This is a genomic window from Rhizobium sp. ERR 942, from assembly GCF_007828395.1.
GTDB classification, from domain to species: Bacteria; Pseudomonadota; Alphaproteobacteria; order Rhizobiales; family Rhizobiaceae; genus Rhizobium; species Rhizobium dioscoreae.
In genome coordinates, this window is record NZ_VIUA01000005.1 from 397,349 (window position 1) to 414,992 (window position 17,644).

The following is a 17,644-nucleotide window of genomic DNA, read 5'->3' on the forward strand; positions in this document are numbered from 1 at the left end:
AGAAAGCCTTTGTCTTCCCATATGTTTTCAAGGTCTTGTCCCATGCATCTGTTGCTTGCCGAAGCCGAAACATTGGTCATGGAGGCTTTGCAGCGAAACAGGGTAAGTGCGGAGAACGCTCGTTCCGTGGCTGTCGCGCTTGTCGCGGCGGAGGCTGCCGGGCAGAGTGGCCATGGTCTGCGCCGTGTCCCCGCCTATGCCGGTCAGGCCAAGGTCGGCAAGGTCGATGGCTTCGTCACACCGCAGCTGAGCCGGCCCTTTCCGGCCGCGCTGCGCATCGATGCCGGCAATGGCTATGCCTATCCCGCGCTCGATCTTGCTGTTGCCGAGCTTCCGGCCGTCGCCCGCGAACAGGGGATTGCGCTTGCCGCCATCAGCCGCTCCCATCATGCCGGTGTCATGGGCCTGACGGTGGAGCGTTTTGCCGATCAGGGTCTGGTGGCGCTGATGGTCGCCAATGCGCCGGCCTCGATGGCGCCCTGGGGCGGCAAGACACCGGTTTTCGGCACCAATCCGATTGCTTTCGCTGCGCCGCTGCCCGGCGAGGAGCCTGTTGTCATCGACCTGGCGCTGTCGAAGGTGGCGCGTGGCAAGGTGATGGCGGCGCGGCAACAGGGTGCCCCGATCCCGGCTGACTGGGCTTTCGACCGCGAGGGGAGGCCGACCACGGATGCCGAAGAAGCCTTGGCCGGCACCATGATCCCGGCCGGCGATGCCAAGGGTGCGGCACTTGCCCTCATGGTCGAAATTCTGGCCGCCGGCCTGACCGGTGCGAACTACGCCTTCGAGGCTTCCTCGCTCTTCGACGACAAAGGCGCTCCGCCGGCGCTCGGCCAAACGATCATCGCGATCAATCCGGCGGCGATGAGTGCTGCCGATACGGCACAACGGCTGGCTTTGCTGGCGGGTGAGATCACCCGCGATCCGAATGTCCGCCTGCCGGGCCGGCGCGGGCAGAGTTCGCGGCGTCTTGCGCTGACGGAGGGGATTACTGTCGAGGCCGAGGTGATCGCGGCGATCGAGAGGCTTTGAGGTGTCAAAGGCGCTGGTCGGGTGAGTGTGTATTTGCCGCGCTTTCAAACACGGCCCCTCACCCCAGCCCTCTCCCCGCAGGCGGGGCGAGGGAGTTATCGCGCAAAGCAGCGCGCTACACGGATGAGAGGCAAGCAATTCCAGGAAAAGTGCGTAGCGGTTTTCCGTCCGGAATTGCGAGAGAACAAAGAGATAGAGCATTTCGCGATTCGAAGAAAAGCGAAACGGCTCTAGTTGGTTGGCTTTATCGTCCCCTCGCCCCGCTTGCGGGGAGAGGGCTAGGGTGAGGGGCCAGGCACATCGTCATGACATTGACGGAGACGCCTGATTGCCACCCTCGATCCGCTCTCACGCGACGGCGGGCTTTTCGTCCAGCCAGCCGCCGGTGAAGCCGGCGCGTTCCAGGCCGGTGCGGAGGATCGGAGATTGCCGCATCAGGTTCCAGATCATGCCAGTGCGGGCGTTTTCGATCATCATGACCAGCAGGCCCTGGTCGATGGCGACGGAGCGGTCGTCCACCCATCCTTCCGGGCCGGGGCCTTTGACGCTCGGATTGAAGCCGCCGGGGAAACGGCCGTCGAGCAGCAGGTTGGGGTAGGTCGAAAGCAGCGCCCGCGTGCCGTCGAGTGCGGCCTGGCGGTCGAACGCGAGGCAGGACAGCGGTCCCCATGGGGCGATGGTGCCGTCGTCGGGACCGAGCGGGGCGCCGCGGGCGGCATAGCCGAAGACCTTCGGGGCATAGCGCAGGCTGTGCTTGGTGCCTGTCGGGTTCGGGCCGTCGCAGGCGGAAAGGCCCCAGATATCCTTCGTATAGCCGACAAAATGGCCGGGATTGCGCTCGGTATAGTCGCGCTGCACTGATATCGCCGTTTGCGTATTGCGGAAATAATCGGTGTCCTTGTCGGCGACATGCTTGTCGCGGATGCCGCGAAAATCGATCCAGGCATGCGAGAAGAGGTGGATGAACAGCGGCCCAGCATATAGGAAGGGCGTATCCTTGAACATCATCCAGGTGTAGGTCGCGGCAAAGGCGTCGTAGCTTGATGGTGGGACGGGATGCGTGGGCGAGCCGAGCGCCAGCACATAGAGGAAGATCGCCTCGTCATAACCCTGGTAGCGCCAGCGCAGGAAACCGCTGGCCGGCTTCCAGCCCATGCTGATGGTCTGGCCCTTGTTCAAGGCCCAATGCCAGTCGCAGCGCTCATAGAGGAATTTCGCCTGCTTGCGGAGATCGCGCTCGACCTGGGTGTTTCCGGTGAAATAAGCGGCTGCGGTCAGCACGCCGAGCAGCAACAGGCCCGTGTCGATCGTCGAAAGCTCACTGTTCCAGGCGCGCTTGCCAGTTTCCATATAAAGGAAGTGATAGTAGAAGCCGCGATGGCCGGTGGCGCCACGCTCGGTGCCCTGCTGGCTGTCGGCGAAGAAATCGAGGGCGGCCAGCACCCGTTTGGCCGCATCGGCACGGCTAATCCAGCCACGCTCGACGGCGACCGGATAGCTCGACAGCGCAAAGCCGACCGCAGCAATGCTGCAATGGCTCGTCTTGATCGACGTATCCGCCACCAGTCCGTTTTCCGGATTGGTGTAAAGCATGAAATAGTCGAAGGCCGAACGTTGCAATCGGTCGATCAGCCCGTCGTCGGTTTCAGTTACCTGCTGCAGCATCTTCTATCCATCTCCTCGATGCTCCCATTCCCTGCTGAACATAGGAGCTTGGATAGTTGCAAATCAAACATGATTAACGATGACATACTTTTGTGGAGGATTCTTTAATATCAGTGGGTTGTTGAGGTGGTCATCCCCAGCCCTGAGGGCTTGAAGATGTCCTTTCCAGGTGATTTTCGGCGATATCGCCAGCAGAAGCGCACGAATAGCGGTCGGCGCGAGCCTGTTCGAAAAGGGGCGAAGCATTGGCTATGTGGTGATTCGTGTCGATGAAACGGTTTAGCCGAGCGCCGTTTCCAGCCGTCGCTTCAGCCGCGCCAAGGTTCTGCCAAACACTGCCTCATCCCCAAGGGCTCTGGCAAGGGTCAAAGCGCCCTGTATGCCGATGACGGCCTCTTCGGCGAGCATTTTCGCCTCGGTGCCTGGCGCTCCGGCCCTGAGCAGAGCGCCGGCAAGCGCTTCGACCCAGCGATGGAAATAGTTACGTATAGCGGTGGAAAAGCGATCGCGCGTTTCATCGAGCGCGAAGGCGCCAATCAGGCAGACCCGGCGGCCGGAGCGGAAATAGCTGTCTGTCGTCTCCCACATGCGGGCAATCGCTGACCGTGGCTCGCCCTCTTCCAGCGGCTTGAAAATCTCCGTCACGAACCAGGCATCGATATTGGCCATGATCTCCGCCGCCATTTCTTCCTTGCCGCCCGGAAAGAAGTGATAGAGGCTGCCTTTCGACAATTTCGTGCGGGCGGTGATCTCGCTCAACGACGCACCTTCGTAGCCGAGTTCGCGGAAGACTTCGGCAACGAGGGCGATGGCATCGGATCTTTCGAAGACGGTACGCACCATCTCAAAGGCCGAGGTCGGAGAGGCCGGGATGATCGTCCGGACGGCGGCCGAGCGGCCAGTGGAATTTCCGGTCCTCTTCTTTGATCGGCATGTCGTTGATGGAGGCGAAACGGCGCTGCATCAGGCCGTCGGCATCGAATTCCCAGTTCTCATTGCCGTATGAGCGGAACCAATGGCCGCTGTCGTCATGCCATTCATAGGCAAAGCGCACGGCGATGCGATTGCCCTCGAAGGCCCAGAGTTCCTTGATCAGCCGATAGTCGAGTTCACGTGCCCATTTGCGCGTCAGGAATTCGACGATTTCCTTGCGGCCACGCGGGAATTCGGCGCGGTTCCGCCACTGGCTGTCTTCCGTATAGACCTTGGAGACGCGTTCCGGATCGCGGCTGTTCCAGCCATCCTCTGCCATGCGGACCTTGGCGATGGCGGTTTCGCGGGTGAAAGGCGGGACGAGTGGGGTCGGCATGATGCGCTCCTTCTAAACTGATTTGTCGCTAATAGACCAATCGGTTTAGAGGGTCAAGCGCCGTGATTTGCCGGGTGATGGACTCAATGGGCGAATTTTCGCGCTCCGGCGACGCAGGCGACGACGGCCAGGGTCACGACGAGCATCGACCAGCTGACGCTTTCCTTGAGGAGGGCTGCGGCAAGCGCAAAGCCGAAGAAGGGCTGCAGGAATTGCAGCTGGCCGACAGCTGCAATGCCGCCCTGGGCGAGCCCGCGATACCAGAAGATGAAGCCGATCAGCATGCTGAAGAGCGAGACATAGAGGAGGCCGAGCCAGGCAGGACCGCCGATGCCGTCAATGCTGTGCGGCATGGTCATGAAGCAGAGCGCGACGGTGACGGGCATGGACAGGACCAGAGCCCAGCAGATGACCTGCCAGCCGCCGAGCCGCCGCGAGAGCACAGCACCTTCGGCATAGCCAAGGCCGCAGATGATCACGGCTGCAAGCATCAGGAGGTCGCCGACAGGCGAGGCCGACATGCCTTGCGCAAGCGCATAGCCGCAGACCAGCGCACTGCCGAGGATGGAGAATATCCAGAAGGCCGGGCGTGGCCGCTCGCCGCCGCGCATCACGCCGAAGATGGCGGTTGCCAGCGGCAGCAAGCCGATGAAGACAATGGAATGGGCCGATGTGACGTGCTTTAGCGCCAGTGCCGTCAAGAGCGGAAAGCCGACGACGCAGCCGAGGGCGACGATGACGAGCGAGGTGATATCGCCGCGGGTCGGGCGCTTTTCGCGAAAAGCGAATAGCAGGCCGAGGCCCAGGAGGCCGGCGATTGCGGCTCGGGCAACCGTCAGGAACAGAGGGTCGAAATCCATCACGGCCACCCGCGTCGCCGGCAGGGAGCCGCTGAAGATGACCACTCCCGCCAAACCATAGATCCATCCTGTCGTCGTCCTGTCCATCGCGCATGCTCCGTCTTGATCTTCGCGGTATCGACGCATTTGTGTGGCCAAGCCAGAGACGGTGCAGTACAATTCATAGGAACTGTTATGGTGTAAGGGGCAGTACGGATGGATGGTCTGTCGGTGGCAAGCGCAGGCGGCGGCACGCGCATCGAGGGAGTGATGGCTGCGATTTCCGACCGTATCGCCACTCGCAGCCTGATGCCAGGCGCCCGGCTTCCCTCTGTGCGCAGCTTCGCAAAGACGATGCAGGTGTCTGTTTCAACCGTGGTCGAGGCCTATGAGCGGCTTGCCGCAGAGGGCACGATCCGTTCGCGGCCGGGTGCCGGATTTTACGTCTGCGGCCCGCTGCCGCCGCTTTCCTTGTCCGAGACCGGAGCAAGATCGGATCGCAACGTCGATCCGCTCTGGATTTCCAGGCAATCGCTGGAGGTGGGAGACGATGTCCTGAAGCCCGGCTGCGGCTGGCTTCCACCCTCCTGGCTGCCGCAGGCGGCGTTGCGCAGGGCGATGCGAACGCTGGCTCGTGGAGACATGGCAGCGCTTGCCAATTACGGGACGCCGCTGGGCCTGCCGCCGCTGCGGCAGTTGCTCGCCCGGCGCCTTGGCGAACATGGTATCACGGTGTCGCCGGATCAGATCCTGCTGACGGAATCCGGCACGCAGGCGATCGATCTTCTCTGCCGTTTCCTGCTCGAGCCGGGCAATACCGTGCTCGTGGACGATCCCTGCTATTTCAATTTTCATGCGCTCCTGCGGGCGCATCGTGCCAATGTCGTCTCCGTACCTTTCACGCCCACGGGGCCGGATGTCGAGCTGTTCGGGCAGATCCTCGAACGGCACAAACCACGGCTCTACATCACCAATTCAGCCATCCACAATCCGACGGGTGCGACGCTCTCGCCCGTGACGGCACACCGGCTGCTGAAGCTGGCGGATGCTGCCGGGCTGACGATCATCGAGGACGATATCTTCGCCGATTTCGAGGATGTTCCGGCGCCACGTCTCGCTGCCTATGACGGGCTCGACCGGGTGATCCATATCGGCAGCTTTTCAAAGACGCTTTCGGCCTCGGTGCGCTGCGGCTTCATCGCGGCGCGGCGGGATTGGATCGACGGTCTTGTCGATCTCAAGGTTGCCAGCAGCTTCAGCTGCGGGCAATTGTCGGCCGAGCTTGTCCATCTCGCGCTGAAGGATGGCAGCTATCGCCGGCATGTCGAGGCCCTGCGGGTACGGCTTGCCAAGACCATGGCGGAGGTGTCGACGCGGCTGGAGGCGATCGGCATCGTGCCTTGGCTGAAGCCCCGGGCCGGGATGTTTCTATGGTGCCGGCTGCCGGAAGGGCTCGATGCCGCCGATGTCGCGCGTGCCTGCCTTGCCGAAGGCATCGTCCTTGCGCCCGGCAATGTTTTCAGCCTCTCGGATACCGCCGGACGCTTCATGCGCTTCAATGTCGCGCAGTCGACTGATCCTCGGATTTTCCAGGCGCTGGAGGCCTCCATGCGGAAACTGAGATAGTATTTTCCGCCAGTGGATTGCGGAGCGTTTTCGGCCTGTTCGGAAGATGCAGGACGCCCCCGCTCTTGCCAGGCAGAAATGATCCGTCATAGCTTTGCCACATCGCCGCTCCAATTGCGGCCGATATCGGCTATGAAATATTCGGCTAAGTGAGGTTGGTCGTGCGCGTTCTGCTTGTTGAAGACGACAATATCCTCGGATCATCGCTGAAGAAGGCACTGGAAAAGCACGCCTATGGCGTCGACTGGATGCGCGATGGCGAATCCGGCCTCGAGGCGGCGGCGCATTCCCATTTCGCGGCGATCGTGCTCGACATCAATCTGCCGCAGCTGAGCGGTATGGAGGTGTTGCGGCGCATCCGCCAGCGGGGAAATTCCGTGCCCGTGCTGCTGCTGACGGCGATGGATTCCGTGCGCCAGAAGGTGGAAGGCCTCGATGAGGGTGCCGACGACTACCTGGTCAAGCCCTTCGATCTCGACGAGCTGCTGGCGCGGCTGCGCGCGCTCATCCGCCGGCGCGACGGGCGGACCGAAAGCGTCATCCGCTGCGGCGACGTGGAAGTCGACCCCTCTGCCATGGTGGCGCGCAAAGGCAATGTGCAGGTCCATACCACGGCGAAGGAATTCCATCTCTTGAAGCTGCTGATGGAGCGCAGCGGCCGATATGTGACGAAGAACGATATCGAATATGCGCTCTATGACGCGGAAAACACCGTCGAGAGCAACACGATCGAAGTGACAATCTACAATTTGCGCAAGAAGCTCGGCACGGATTTCATCAAGTCGATCCGCGGCGTCGGTTACATGATCGAGCGATGAACAATTCCACGCTTACCCGCAAGCTGTTTCTGCGCATCGCGCCTGTCGTCGTGGTGACGATCGTCGTGATCGCAGCTTTCGCCTTCAACAGCGCGACGCGGGAGATCAACAATATCTACGATGCCCAGCTCATCGACGATGCGAATGTGATCTGGAGCCTGCTGCGCCGCCCGCTGGAGAAGAATCCGGACCATACGGCCAAGCAGATCGACGATATCGACTTCAACATGGACAATCAGCTGGCCTTCAATGAAGACGCCGATGATTATGCCGATGCGCACATGTTTCGCGCCTGGGTCGATGGCAATATCCGCTTCTACAGCAGCACGGCCTTTCTCTCCGATGTACCGCAGCAGAAGGTCGGCTTTACCACGCTGACCTATGGTGGAGACGAGTGGCGCGTCTATTCCCTGCCGATCCCGAACACGACCATCGTGATCGAGCTTGGCGAAAAGATCGCGCTTCGCGAAACGCTCGTTTCCAACATTCTCCTCAATCTGTTCTTTCCGCTGCTGATGCTGGTGCCGGTCATCGGCTTTCTCATCTGGCTCGGCATCAATAGCGGTCTGCGCACCATCCACGGGCTGGTGCGGCAGATCCGCACGCGATCGCCCGATGATCTCTCGGCTATCCCCGTTGAAGAGCTGCCGCGCGATCTGCTGCCGCTTGGCCGGTCGATCAATCAGCTGCTGGAGAAGCTCGGCCAGTCGTTGACGCTAGAGCGGCGCTTCTCCGACCTTGCCGCGCATCAGTTGCGCACGCCGCAGGCAAGCGTGAAGCTGCTTTTGCGGATGCTCGAACACAGCGACAGCGATCAGGAGCGGCAGGCGATCATTTCCGATCTCGTGGCCAGCAACAACCGTACCATCCATCTGATCGAGCAGCTGCTGCGGCTGGCCAGAGTCAGCCACCATCCCCTCAATCTGACATCGGTGCCGCTCTATCACTGGATGGCGTCGCTCATTGCCGAATTCGGCAACATCATCACCAGCCGCGAGCTCGAGGTCGTGCTCGAAGGGGACGAGCCGATCCAGGTCAGGACGGACGAGTCGTTGCTACGCATGCTGGTCACCAATCTGCTCGACAATGCCATCAAATACACGCCCGTTGGAGGGGAGATCAAAGTTTCGATCGCTTCGGAGGACGGTTTTGGCTGCATTTCCATCAGCGACAGCGGTCCCGGCATCCCGCCGCATGAGAGGGAGGCGGTATTCCAGCGCTTCTATCGCCTCAACACACTTCACACGGAAGGGGCAGGCCTTGGTCTCGCTATCGTTGCGGATACGGCGGACCGTCTCTCGGCAACGGTCGATCTTTCTACCTCACGTTTGGGTAACGGTCTTCAGGTCGATCTAAGATTGCCCTTGAGTTAAAAGTACAACGCCTCGTCGTTTTTCATTTTCGCATCATTTTCCGCTCATGCCCGGCTCATCTGAGGTTGTTAGACGCAACTTAGGATTAGGCGAAGGGGTATTTCATGCAGGTGTTTTGCGATTTTGATGGAACCATATCCATCGAAGACGCGACGGATATGGTGTTGTCCCGTTTCGCCGGCCCCGAGTGGGAAGATATCGAGCAGCTGTGGAAGCAGGGGCTGATCGGCTCCGGTGAATGCATGCGCCGGCAGATCGCTCTCATCCAGGCAAACAGGGGCGAGCTCGACCGGTTTCTCGACACGCTGTCGATCGATTCGGGCTTCGAGAGTTTCCTGTCCTTTTGCCGCCGCGACGAATTGCCTGTCACGATCGTCAGCGATGGTGTGGACTATTTCATCCGGCGTATCCTGGCGCGTCACGGCATCGAGGGTCTGCCGATCGTCGCCAATGTGCTGACCTGCAGCGTTTCGCAGGGCCGCGAATCCTATTCGCTGTTTCCGCCGTTTACGGCGACGGGCTGCGTATCCGGTGCCGGTGTCTGCAAATGCCGCGTCGTCGATAGCAGCGACCTGCACGTCTATATCGGCGACGGGCGTAGCGACTTTTGTGTTTCCGACAAGGTCGACCTCGTTTTCGCCAAGGCCAAGCTTGTCGATTACTGCGAGGAAAACGGCATTCCCTATGTCGGCTTCGAAGACTTCTCCGATCTGCTTCCAAAGATGGAAGCCGTTCTCCCGAGCGTCGAGCGACGCTCCCGTGCACTGCCGCAAGTCAAGACGGCGTGAACCAGACCAAGAGGCATTGAATGAAAACGAATGTAGCCGAAGCCTTCAGCGGCGAGACCGAGTCCGTCCGCTCCGAAGAGGAATTGCGCGCTCTTGAGGAGCTCTATTGCTCCCATGGCGATACGGTTCACTACACGGATAAGCCCAAATTCTTCGAGGAATGCGAAGGCTCCTATGTCTACGATCGGACCGGCACACCGTTCCTCGATCTGCAGATGTGGTACTCCGCCGTCAATTTCGGCTATCGCAACGAGCGCCTGAACGAAGCCGCCCATCGCCAGCTCGACCGTCTCCCGCAGGTCGCGTCGCAATATCTGCATCGCGAGAAGGTAGAGCTTGCGGCGATGATCGCCCAGGATGCCGAGCGTAAGTTCGGTCACAAGGGTCGCGTGCACTTCAACGTCGGCGGCTCCCAGGCCGTCGAGGATTCCCTGAAGCTCGTGCGCAACTATACGGGCGGCAAGAGCCTGATGTTCGCCTTCGAGGGCGGCTATCACGGCCGCACGCTCGGCGCCTCGGCGATCACCTCGAGCTACCGCTATCGCCGCCGCTACGGCCATTTCGGCGATCGCGCGCAGTTTATCGAGTTCCCTTATTACTTCCGCGGCCCGAAGGGCATGTCGAAGGAAGAATATGGCCATTACTGCGTTCAGAAATTCGCCCGCCTGTTCGAAAGCGAATATAACGGCGTCTGGGACCCGAAGGCCGGCAAGTCCGAATATGCGGCCTTCTATATCGAGCCGATCCAAGGCACGGGCGGCTACGTCATTCCGCCGATGAACTTCTTCGTCGAACTGAAGAAGGTGCTCGACGATCACGGCATCCTGCTCGTCGTCGACGAAATCCAGATGGGCGTCTACCGCACCGGCAAGCTCTGGTCGATCGAGCATTTCGGCGTTTCGCCGGATGCGCTGATCTTCGGCAAGGCGATCACCAACGGCCTCAATCCGCTTTCCGGCGTCTGGGCTCGCGAAGAGCTGATCAACCCGACGATCTTCCCGCCCGGCTCCACGCATTCGACCTTCGCCAGCAACCCGATGGGGACTGCCGTCGCGCTTGAAACGATGAAGATGCTGGAAGAGCAGGATTTTGGCGCTGCGATCATGGAAAAGGGCGCGCATTTCCTCGACGGGCTGAAGCAGCTGCAGAAGCGCCATGCCATTGTCGGCGAAGTCGACGGTCTCGGCCTCGCCCTGCGTATGGAAATCTGCAAGGACGACAGCTATACGCCGGACAAGGCGACGATGGACTGGATGTGCGATGAAGGCATGAAGGGCGACCTTCAGGTCGGCGGCAGGACCTACGGCCTCGTGCTCGATGTCGGCGGCTACCACAAGAACGTCATCACCTTCGCTCCGAACCTGCTGATCACCCGCGAAGAGATCGATCTGGCGCTTGCCCTGCTCGATCAGCTTCTGACGCGTGCTGCCCGGAGATAAGACGGTGCAACTGCTGCTTCTTCATCTCGATGATGCTTTGGAGTTGCAGCCTGACTTTGTGCGCGCCTGCAAATTTGCCGGCGCGCACCAGTATTTCGGCAAGAATGCGGGGCAGCAGGTTCGGCTGTGGAGCAAACAGAGCGCCCTTGATGATCTCAGTCGCGAGATCGTCAAGAACAGACCGACGACCGGCAAGGACCCGCAATTGTGCTTCATGGGCTCCGGCGATTTCCACCATGTCACGGCCTTGCTGCTCGATGGCGCACTCGAGCGACAATCCGGTGCGGCCACACTGATCCATTTCGACAATCATCCGGATTGGGTCAAGTTCGACGGCGGCATGCATTGCGGCTCCTGGGTCAATCGCGCCCTTGCCAATCCCTGCATCCAGAAGGTCATTACGATCGGCGTCTGCAGTCATGATCTTCGCAGCCCCGAGCGCAAGGGGGCCAACCTGCATTGGCTCGCCGACGGCAAGCTGGAACTCTATCCTTACGAACATCCGCCGAGCCGTGTACTGGCCGATTACGGCACCGGTGCCAGCTACCGGCAGGAAAGAGGTGCGCTGCACTGGAAATCGATCGCCGAAATCGGCGAGGAAAATTTCATCGATCATATGCTCAGCCGCATTCGCACCGAGGCGGTCTACGTGACGATCGATAAGGACGTGCTGGCCGCCGACGATGCCGTTACCAATTGGGATCAGGGCCGCATGCGGTTGCCCTATCTCCTCTCCCTCATCAGCGAAATCGGCAGCCGTCACCGCATTATCGGCGCCGATGTCATCGGGGATTATTCGACCCCGAGTTATGCTGGCAGCCTTCGGACACAGTTCATGAAGCGCGCGGAGATCTTCATCGATCAGCCGCGTATGCGGCAGGGTGCCGAAACAATGAGAAACATCAACAGCGCGGCCAATCATGCCCTGCTGGAGGTGCTGGCGGAGTATATGCAATGACTGGCAGCCTGACACTTCCCATGCTTGGGCTCATCTTGTTCTGCGTGGTCGCGGAAACCGCCCGCGAAGTCTGCTTCAAACAATCCGCCAGTGAGAACGCCCCCTTTAAGGCACTGGCAAAACCGGTCACCTGGCTCGGCATTCTGCTCTGGGCCGTGGAGCTTTTCGCCTGGACGGCCGTTCTGGAGCACGTGCCACTGACCATCGCCTTTCCGCTGATGGCGATGAGCTATGTCGTCATCGTGCTCGCCGGCGCCGTCATCTTCAAGGAAAACATCAACCTGCGCCACGCGACGGGCGTGTTTCTCGTCACCGCCGGTGTGGTTTGCGTGGGAGTTACAGGACTATGAAAATCTTTGCGCACACCCGATGGGATCTGGCACCGGTGCTTGCCGCCGTCGCCCATCTCGCCTTCGACGTCTATCTGATCGTCGGCTTCGAAAGCCGGCCACTTTGGCTCTCGGCCATTCTCGGCTGCCTTTATGCCATTTCGATCTCCTGGAACATCAACAGCATATCGCACAATTTCATCCACACGCCCTATTTCAAGCCGCGCTGGATGAACTACGGCTTCAGTCTCCTGGAGTCGGTCGCGATTGGCTTTTCGCAGACCTATTATCATTGGGTGCATATGCGCCATCATTCGGGCAATAGCGACCGTCCGAATGAAAAGGGCGAGACGATCGACATGCTCTCGATCTATCGCTATGGCCGCGACGGCCAACCGGAAAACGTCTGGTCCTATACGTTCCTGAGCTTCTTCCGGGACAGCCTTGGCGACATTCACAAGGCGATTGCCCGCAACCGCCCCTTCGATGCGGCTTGGGGGCGTTTCGAGCTCTATTTCTTCTTGGGGCTTGCCGCGGTCGCGCTGATCTACGATTGGAAGGCGGTGCTGTTCTTCGTGCCGTTCTACTATATCGGCAATTGCCTGTCGTCGCTGAACGGCTATTACGAGCATCTGAACGGCGATCCGGACGAGCCGATCGCCTGGGGCGTTTCGAGTCACAAGCCTTTCTACAACTGGCTCTGGTTCGGCAATGGCTATCATGCCGAGCACCATTATCGTCCCCGCACCCACTGGACGAAGCTGCAGGCGCTGCACGAGCAGATCAAGGAAGAGCAGGAAAAGAACGGCACGCATGTGATCAGCACCTGCCATGCGCTTGGCTTCATGGCCAAGGAAAACCGGCAGTCGGAGCTATCTCATGAAAGCTGATGAATTGAGCTTCTTCATGGAGGGCTCAAATGGCAAGGGCGTCCTTCTGGTCCACGGACTGACGGGTGCGCCTGCCGAAATGAAACTGGTGGCTCGGCATCTCAACCGCAGGGGCTACAGCATCTATGCGCCGCTGCTGGCGGGCCACGGCGTCGATGCAAAGACGTTGCGCCAGACCCGCTGGGAAGACTGGCTCGCCTCTGTCGTCGAAGCATCGGAGCTGCTGGCCTCCAGAACGCAGGAGGTCTTTGCTGCCGGCATCTGCGTCGGCGGCAAGCTGGCAATGCTGGCCGCCGAACAGCAGAAGAAGACCATCAGTGCGGTGGCGATCTATTCGCCTTGCTTCAGTTATGACGGCTGGGACGTTCCCTTCTACTATCCGCTGCTGGCCTCGCAGATCGGCTGGCTGTCACGCGTTCCGTTCCTCGACCGGCTGAGCTTCAGCGAGACCACCTCGCTCGGGATCAAGGACGAGCGCATGCGCCGGCTGATCGAAGGCATGGCGAGCGAAGGGGTTCTGGAAAAATTCCCCGGCAAGGGCCTGGTCGAGATGCATCGGCTGGGTAAGACGCTTCGCAGCCTGCTGCCGCAGATGCAGACGCCGACGCTGATCCTGCATGCCGAGGACGACGATCTCGCCAGCCCGAAGCATGCCCGCTATATTTCCGAGCATATCGGTGCTCCGCATGAGCTGAAATGGATCACGGACAGCTATCATATGATCCATGTCGACCGGCAGCATCGGCAGGTGGCCGATTTCACGGCCGACTTCTTCGAGGCGCGTCATGTCGCAGCCGCTGCCTAAAATCGTACCGCAGTCGATGGGTGACCCGGTGGCCGAAGTTCACTTCAGCATCCGCGCTATCGGCCGCGACGCATGGAATGCATGCTTCCCGAATGACGTCGAGGATTATGATTGCCTGCTGGCGATCGAGGAAGCCGGCCTCGAAGGATTCGAATGGCGCTATATCACCGTTACGGAGGGTGGGCGCGTGAGCGTCGCCATGCCGGCCTTTGTCTGCCTCTACGCTCTCGATACGACGCTGGATGAGGGATTCCTGCGTCGATCCGTGCGCAGGGTGCAGCGATATTTTCCAGGTTTTCTGAAGCTGCGCCTTGCATGTTTGGGATCGCCCTGCACCGAGACCGGTGCGATCGGCTTTCATCCCGACATCCCGCAGGAGCGTCGTCGCGTCCTGCTGACGGAGATGTTGTCCTTCTTCGAGCAGGTTGCCGTGACGGAGCGGTGTGCGCTGATTGGTCTCAAGGATATCCCGGAGCAGGCTTCGGCCGAGTTCGGCGATCTGTTTGCCGCGCGCGGCTATGCCTCGATCGGCGCTCTTCCGACGGCGTGGCTCGACATCGATTTCAAGACGATCGACGAATATCTCGGCAGGCTTTCGGCTGGCACCCGCAAGGATATGCGCCGCAAGATGAAATCCTTCGACCAGGTCAGGGTGGAGATGCGGACGGATTTCGGCGAGTTCCTGCCTCAGGTGATGGCGCTCTATCATGATACGCGCAATCGCAGCGAATGGCAGTTCGAGGAGCTGACTCCTGCCTATTTCCAGGGCATTCTCGCCCATATGCCCGGCCGCTCTTTCTGCGCCTTCTATTTCGTCGAGGACAAGCTGCTTGCCGCCAATCTGATCGTGCATAACGAGCGCGTGGCTATCGACAAGTTCTTCTGCATGGATGGGGAAAAGGGTCGGCCCTATAATCTCTATTTCATCAGCTGGTTTACCAATCTGCGTTACTGCCTGGAGAACGGCCTGGGTCGTTATCAGAGCGGGCAGGCTCACTATGCAAACAAGGTGCGCCTCGGCAGCAGGCTGACCGCCAATGCGATGTATTTTCACCATCGCAATCCCTTGCTTCAGAGTGTGCTGCGACTGGTATCGCCGCTGTTCTCGACAGACGAGGCGGATGCGTAATGCCCAATATGCGGTTTTTCTGGCTTGCCGTGCCGGTGTTGAGCACCCTGTACCAAGTCCTCATCAAGCTCGGTGCCGGGCAATTGCACGATGAAGGCATGCAGGCATGGCTGTGGCAGGCTCTCTCCTCTCCATGGATATTGGTGGCTATCGCCATCGAGATCGTCGGCTTCTTCATCTGGATGAATGTGCTGGCTGAGCTCGATCTAAGCCGTGCCTTTCCGCTGACGGGCATCAGCTATGTGCTGATCGTCGCGACCGGCTGGTTCGTCTTCGGCGAGCGGGTGGTCGCCCTGCAGATGGTCGGCAGCGGCTTGATCCTGACGGGCGTCTGGCTGATTGCAGGCGCCGGTGTCGAGACGGAGGAGCATCATGAGGAATTGGAGCCGAAGCAGGAGGAACTGCGTACGGGGACCGGCAAGGATAGGTGATGTCCAATATGCAAGCTGACAACCGCCCCAAGGGCAAAACTCCTGCCATTTTCTCCAGCCTTGTCGACTGGTGCCTGAAGCGTGGACTTTCCTCCATCGTCACGCGGGGCGCGCTGACCGTGAGGACGGCCAGCGGCCGTGTGCTGATCTTCGGCGACGGCACGGGTGCGCCGGTCCATGTCCGTTTCACCGATGACCGTGCTGAATGGGCGCTCCTCATCGACGCCGATAAGCGGCTTGGCGAACTCTATATGGATGGTCGCTTTATCGTCGAATGCGGCACGCTTTACGATTTCGTGGCGATGATGCTGCGTGAGGGGCAGAACAGCACCCACCCCCTTATTGCCCGCATCATCGATCATGTCCGGACCAAGCTCAGGATCTTCCGCCATCGTAACCTGCCCGGGCGCTCGAAAGCCAATGTCGCCCATCATTACGATCTCGACGGCCGGCTCTACGAGCTCTTCCTCGATCCGGACCGGCAATATTCCTGCGCCTACTTCGAGCATGCCGACCAATCGCTTGACGACGCGCAGATTGCCAAGAAGCGGCATCTCGCCGCCAAGCTTTTGATCGAGCCGAACAACAGCATCCTCGATATCGGCTGCGGCTGGGGCGGCCTCGCGCTGCATATGGCCGAACATGCGCCGGGCGGTTACGTGCTCGGCGTGACCCTCTCAGAGGAGCAGCACGACTATGCCTCCAAGCGGGTTGCCGACAGGGCCAGGGGAACGCCGGCTGAGGTGCAATTTGCGCTGAGGGACTATCGCAGCCTGACCGGCCGCTTCGACAGGATCGTTTCCGTCGGCATGTTCGAGCATGTCGGGCTTGCGTCCTATCGCACCTTCTTCCGTAAGTGTGCTGAGCTGCTGGAGGATGACGGCATCATGGTGCTGCACACTATCGGCTGTTCGGCAACCCCGGGCTTCACGACGCCGTGGCTCGACAAATACATCTTTCCAGGCGGTTATATTCCGGCTCTGTCGGAGATCGTGCCGGAGATCGAGGCGGCGGGGCTTGCCATCACCGATGTCGAGGTGCTGCGGCTGCACTATGCCAAGACGCTGGAGGCATGGCGGGAGCGTTTCATGGCGCGCTGGGATGAAGCCGCCAAGCTCTACGACGAGCGCTTCTGCCGCATGTGGGAATATTATCTTTCGACGGCGGAGGCCGCCTTCCGCTACGAGGATCTCGTCGTCTTCCAGATCCAGATCGCCAAGCGCAACGACATCATTCCGCTGACGCGCAATTATATCGCCGAGAATGAAGCGAAGAGCGCTTCAAAACTTGACGTTGAAGGTTCTGTTGAGCGTAAAGCCGATGATGTTCTGGTCGGGTGAGCCGAAGCGCGAAGTGATCGGGCTGTCGGCCGCATCGCCCACCAGACGGTTATATTTTCCGTAAACCTGCACGCTCCATTCCGGCGAGATCGTGTAGGTCGCGGCCACGGTGAAGCCGACCGATTTCACGCCGGCACCGGCATCGAAGGCATTGATATGGCCATGCCTCGCGGCTTCACTTTCCGAGATGCCGAAGTTGGTGCGCATATAGACCGAATTTGCCATCGACAGGCGAGGGCCGGCGGACAATAGCCATTTGTCTCCGAGCGGCTGGAACCAGTCGAGGGCGAAATCGCCGACCAGTCCATCGCCGCCCCAAAGCGACTGGCGGATCTCCGTGCGGAAGCGGAGCCGATTATCCATGAGCCAATATTGGGCGAAGCCGCCCGCATCGAAATTCCAGCGCACCTTGCGCTGGCTTTGCAGATGCAAATCATTGAGATCGAAGCGATCGTCTCTCAAGCCGACCACAGGGCCGATTTCGAGGCCTCCGAGATCGAAGAGCTGGTAATCGAAATTGTCGTCCGGGGCACTGTATTCCTGCGCCTCACCCAAACGGTGAATATCGAAGGACGGCAGGGCACCGAAGGTATAATGCTTCGATCCCTCATAGCTCGGGCCATATTCCACGGTTGCGCCAAGCGTCACGACCCAGGTATCGGATGAGGATTTGGCTGCATCGTCCGCCCTGGATGAGGCGGGAAACATGCCGACAATAGACGCTGCCAGCAGCCCCGTTCCGGCCAGCGCAGACAGCCGGGCGGAGAAAGATGTCCCAACATTTAACACTCTGAAAACACCTGATGCCTGATCGCCCCTGCAGCACTACTAGCACAGCTCGCGGCCTGGAAAATAGCGGAAAGTTCGAAAGCA

18 protein-coding genes are annotated in these 17,644 nt (G+C 60.2%); 13 read left to right on the plus strand and 5 right to left on the minus strand.

The window, feature by feature from the left end; genetic code table 11:
* Nucleotides 1-42: 42 nt before the first annotated feature.
* Nucleotides 43-1,032, plus strand: coding sequence for an Ldh family oxidoreductase (locus tag FBZ97_RS21930; protein WP_113420396.1), 990 nt, complete (start codon nucleotides 43-45; stop codon nucleotides 1,030-1,032).
* A gap of 348 nt (nucleotides 1,033-1,380) precedes the next feature.
* Here the strand turns inward: FBZ97_RS21930 and FBZ97_RS21935 are convergent, their stop codons facing one another.
* From FBZ97_RS21935 to FBZ97_RS21950, 4 genes are all read right to left on the minus strand, one after another.
* Nucleotides 1,381-2,697, minus strand: coding sequence for a glucoamylase family protein (locus FBZ97_RS21935; protein WP_145321967.1), 1,317 nt, complete (start codon nucleotides 2,695-2,697; stop codon nucleotides 1,381-1,383).
* Between the two features lie 279 nt (nucleotides 2,698-2,976).
* Nucleotides 2,977-3,540 carry a TetR/AcrR family transcriptional regulator gene (locus FBZ97_RS21940; RefSeq protein ID WP_145321969.1) on the minus strand — a complete coding sequence of 188 codons (564 nt, stop codon included), beginning with the start codon at nucleotides 3,538-3,540 and terminating at the stop codon, nucleotides 2,977-2,979.
* 1 nt (nucleotide 3,541) lies between these two features.
* Entirely contained in the window at nucleotides 3,542-4,006 is a 465-nt protein-coding gene (locus tag FBZ97_RS21945; protein ID WP_113420393.1) for a nuclear transport factor 2 family protein, read from the minus strand.
* A gap of 83 nt (nucleotides 4,007-4,089) precedes the next feature.
* Complete coding sequence (locus FBZ97_RS21950; RefSeq protein WP_113420392.1) at nucleotides 4,090-4,953, minus strand: DMT family transporter; 864 nt, start codon at nucleotides 4,951-4,953, stop codon at nucleotides 4,090-4,092.
* A gap of 108 nt (nucleotides 4,954-5,061) precedes the next feature.
* Between FBZ97_RS21950 and FBZ97_RS21955 the strand changes: the two genes are divergently transcribed.
* The 12 genes from FBZ97_RS21955 to FBZ97_RS22010 all read left to right on the plus strand — a co-directional run bounded on the left by FBZ97_RS21955 (nucleotide 5,062) and on the right by FBZ97_RS22010 (nucleotide 16,771).
* Nucleotides 5,062-6,471: a PLP-dependent aminotransferase family protein gene (locus FBZ97_RS21955; protein ID WP_113420391.1), complete on the plus strand. Its 1,410-nt coding sequence runs from the start codon at nucleotides 5,062-5,064 to the stop codon at nucleotides 6,469-6,471.
* Nucleotides 6,472-6,632: 161 nt separating this feature from the next.
* Nucleotides 6,633-7,289, plus strand: a complete 657-nt coding sequence (locus FBZ97_RS21960) for a response regulator transcription factor (protein ID WP_069614823.1) — start codon at nucleotides 6,633-6,635, stop codon at nucleotides 7,287-7,289.
* The gene (locus FBZ97_RS21965; RefSeq protein WP_113352948.1) at nucleotides 7,286-8,662 is read left to right on the plus strand and encodes a HAMP domain-containing sensor histidine kinase; all 1,377 of its coding nucleotides are present in this window, start codon (nucleotides 7,286-7,288) and stop codon (nucleotides 8,660-8,662) included. Before FBZ97_RS21960 ends, FBZ97_RS21965 begins: the two co-directional genes overlap by 4 nt.
* Nucleotides 8,663-8,766: 104 nt before the next feature.
* On the plus strand, nucleotides 8,767-9,450 hold the full coding sequence (locus FBZ97_RS21970; RefSeq protein ID WP_113420390.1) for an MtnX-like HAD-IB family phosphatase: 684 nt from the start codon (nucleotides 8,767-8,769) through the stop codon (nucleotides 9,448-9,450).
* A gap of 20 nt (nucleotides 9,451-9,470) precedes the next feature.
* Nucleotides 9,471-10,889, plus strand: coding sequence for an aminotransferase class III-fold pyridoxal phosphate-dependent enzyme (locus FBZ97_RS21975; protein WP_113352946.1), 1,419 nt, complete (start codon nucleotides 9,471-9,473; stop codon nucleotides 10,887-10,889).
* A gap of 4 nt (nucleotides 10,890-10,893) precedes the next feature.
* Complete coding sequence (locus tag FBZ97_RS21980) at nucleotides 10,894-11,847, plus strand: arginase family protein (protein WP_113352945.1); 954 nt, start codon at nucleotides 10,894-10,896, stop codon at nucleotides 11,845-11,847.
* Nucleotides 11,844-12,197: an EamA family transporter gene (locus FBZ97_RS21985; RefSeq protein WP_069614805.1), complete on the plus strand. Its 354-nt coding sequence runs from the start codon at nucleotides 11,844-11,846 to the stop codon at nucleotides 12,195-12,197. Before FBZ97_RS21980 ends, FBZ97_RS21985 begins: the two co-directional genes overlap by 4 nt.
* The gene (locus tag FBZ97_RS21990; protein WP_113420389.1) at nucleotides 12,194-13,066 is read left to right on the plus strand and encodes a fatty acid desaturase; all 873 of its coding nucleotides are present in this window, start codon (nucleotides 12,194-12,196) and stop codon (nucleotides 13,064-13,066) included. The genes FBZ97_RS21985 and FBZ97_RS21990 overlap by 4 nt, the downstream gene beginning before the upstream one ends.
* On the plus strand, nucleotides 13,056-13,871 hold the full coding sequence (locus FBZ97_RS21995; RefSeq protein ID WP_113352943.1) for an alpha/beta fold hydrolase: 816 nt from the start codon (nucleotides 13,056-13,058) through the stop codon (nucleotides 13,869-13,871). The genes FBZ97_RS21990 and FBZ97_RS21995 overlap by 11 nt, the downstream gene beginning before the upstream one ends.
* Nucleotides 13,852-15,000 (plus strand): peptidogalycan biosysnthesis protein, encoded by a 1,149-nt coding sequence (locus tag FBZ97_RS22000; protein WP_113420388.1) that lies wholly within the window; start codon nucleotides 13,852-13,854, stop codon nucleotides 14,998-15,000. The genes FBZ97_RS21995 and FBZ97_RS22000 overlap by 20 nt, the downstream gene beginning before the upstream one ends.
* Nucleotides 15,000-15,431: an EamA family transporter gene (locus tag FBZ97_RS22005; RefSeq protein WP_113389985.1), complete on the plus strand. Its 432-nt coding sequence runs from the start codon at nucleotides 15,000-15,002 to the stop codon at nucleotides 15,429-15,431. The genes FBZ97_RS22000 and FBZ97_RS22005 overlap by 1 nt, the downstream gene beginning before the upstream one ends.
* The gene (locus tag FBZ97_RS22010; protein WP_113352940.1) at nucleotides 15,431-16,771 is read left to right on the plus strand and encodes a cyclopropane-fatty-acyl-phospholipid synthase family protein; all 1,341 of its coding nucleotides are present in this window, start codon (nucleotides 15,431-15,433) and stop codon (nucleotides 16,769-16,771) included. The genes FBZ97_RS22005 and FBZ97_RS22010 overlap by 1 nt, the downstream gene beginning before the upstream one ends.
* On the opposite strand, the gene FBZ97_RS22015 is transcribed toward FBZ97_RS22010, so the two are convergent.
* Complete coding sequence (locus tag FBZ97_RS22015) at nucleotides 16,712-17,560, minus strand: MipA/OmpV family protein (protein ID WP_113352939.1); 849 nt, start codon at nucleotides 17,558-17,560, stop codon at nucleotides 16,712-16,714. The two genes, FBZ97_RS22010 and FBZ97_RS22015, sit on opposite strands and share 60 nt — an antisense overlap.
* Nucleotides 17,561-17,644: the final 84 nt, after the last annotated feature.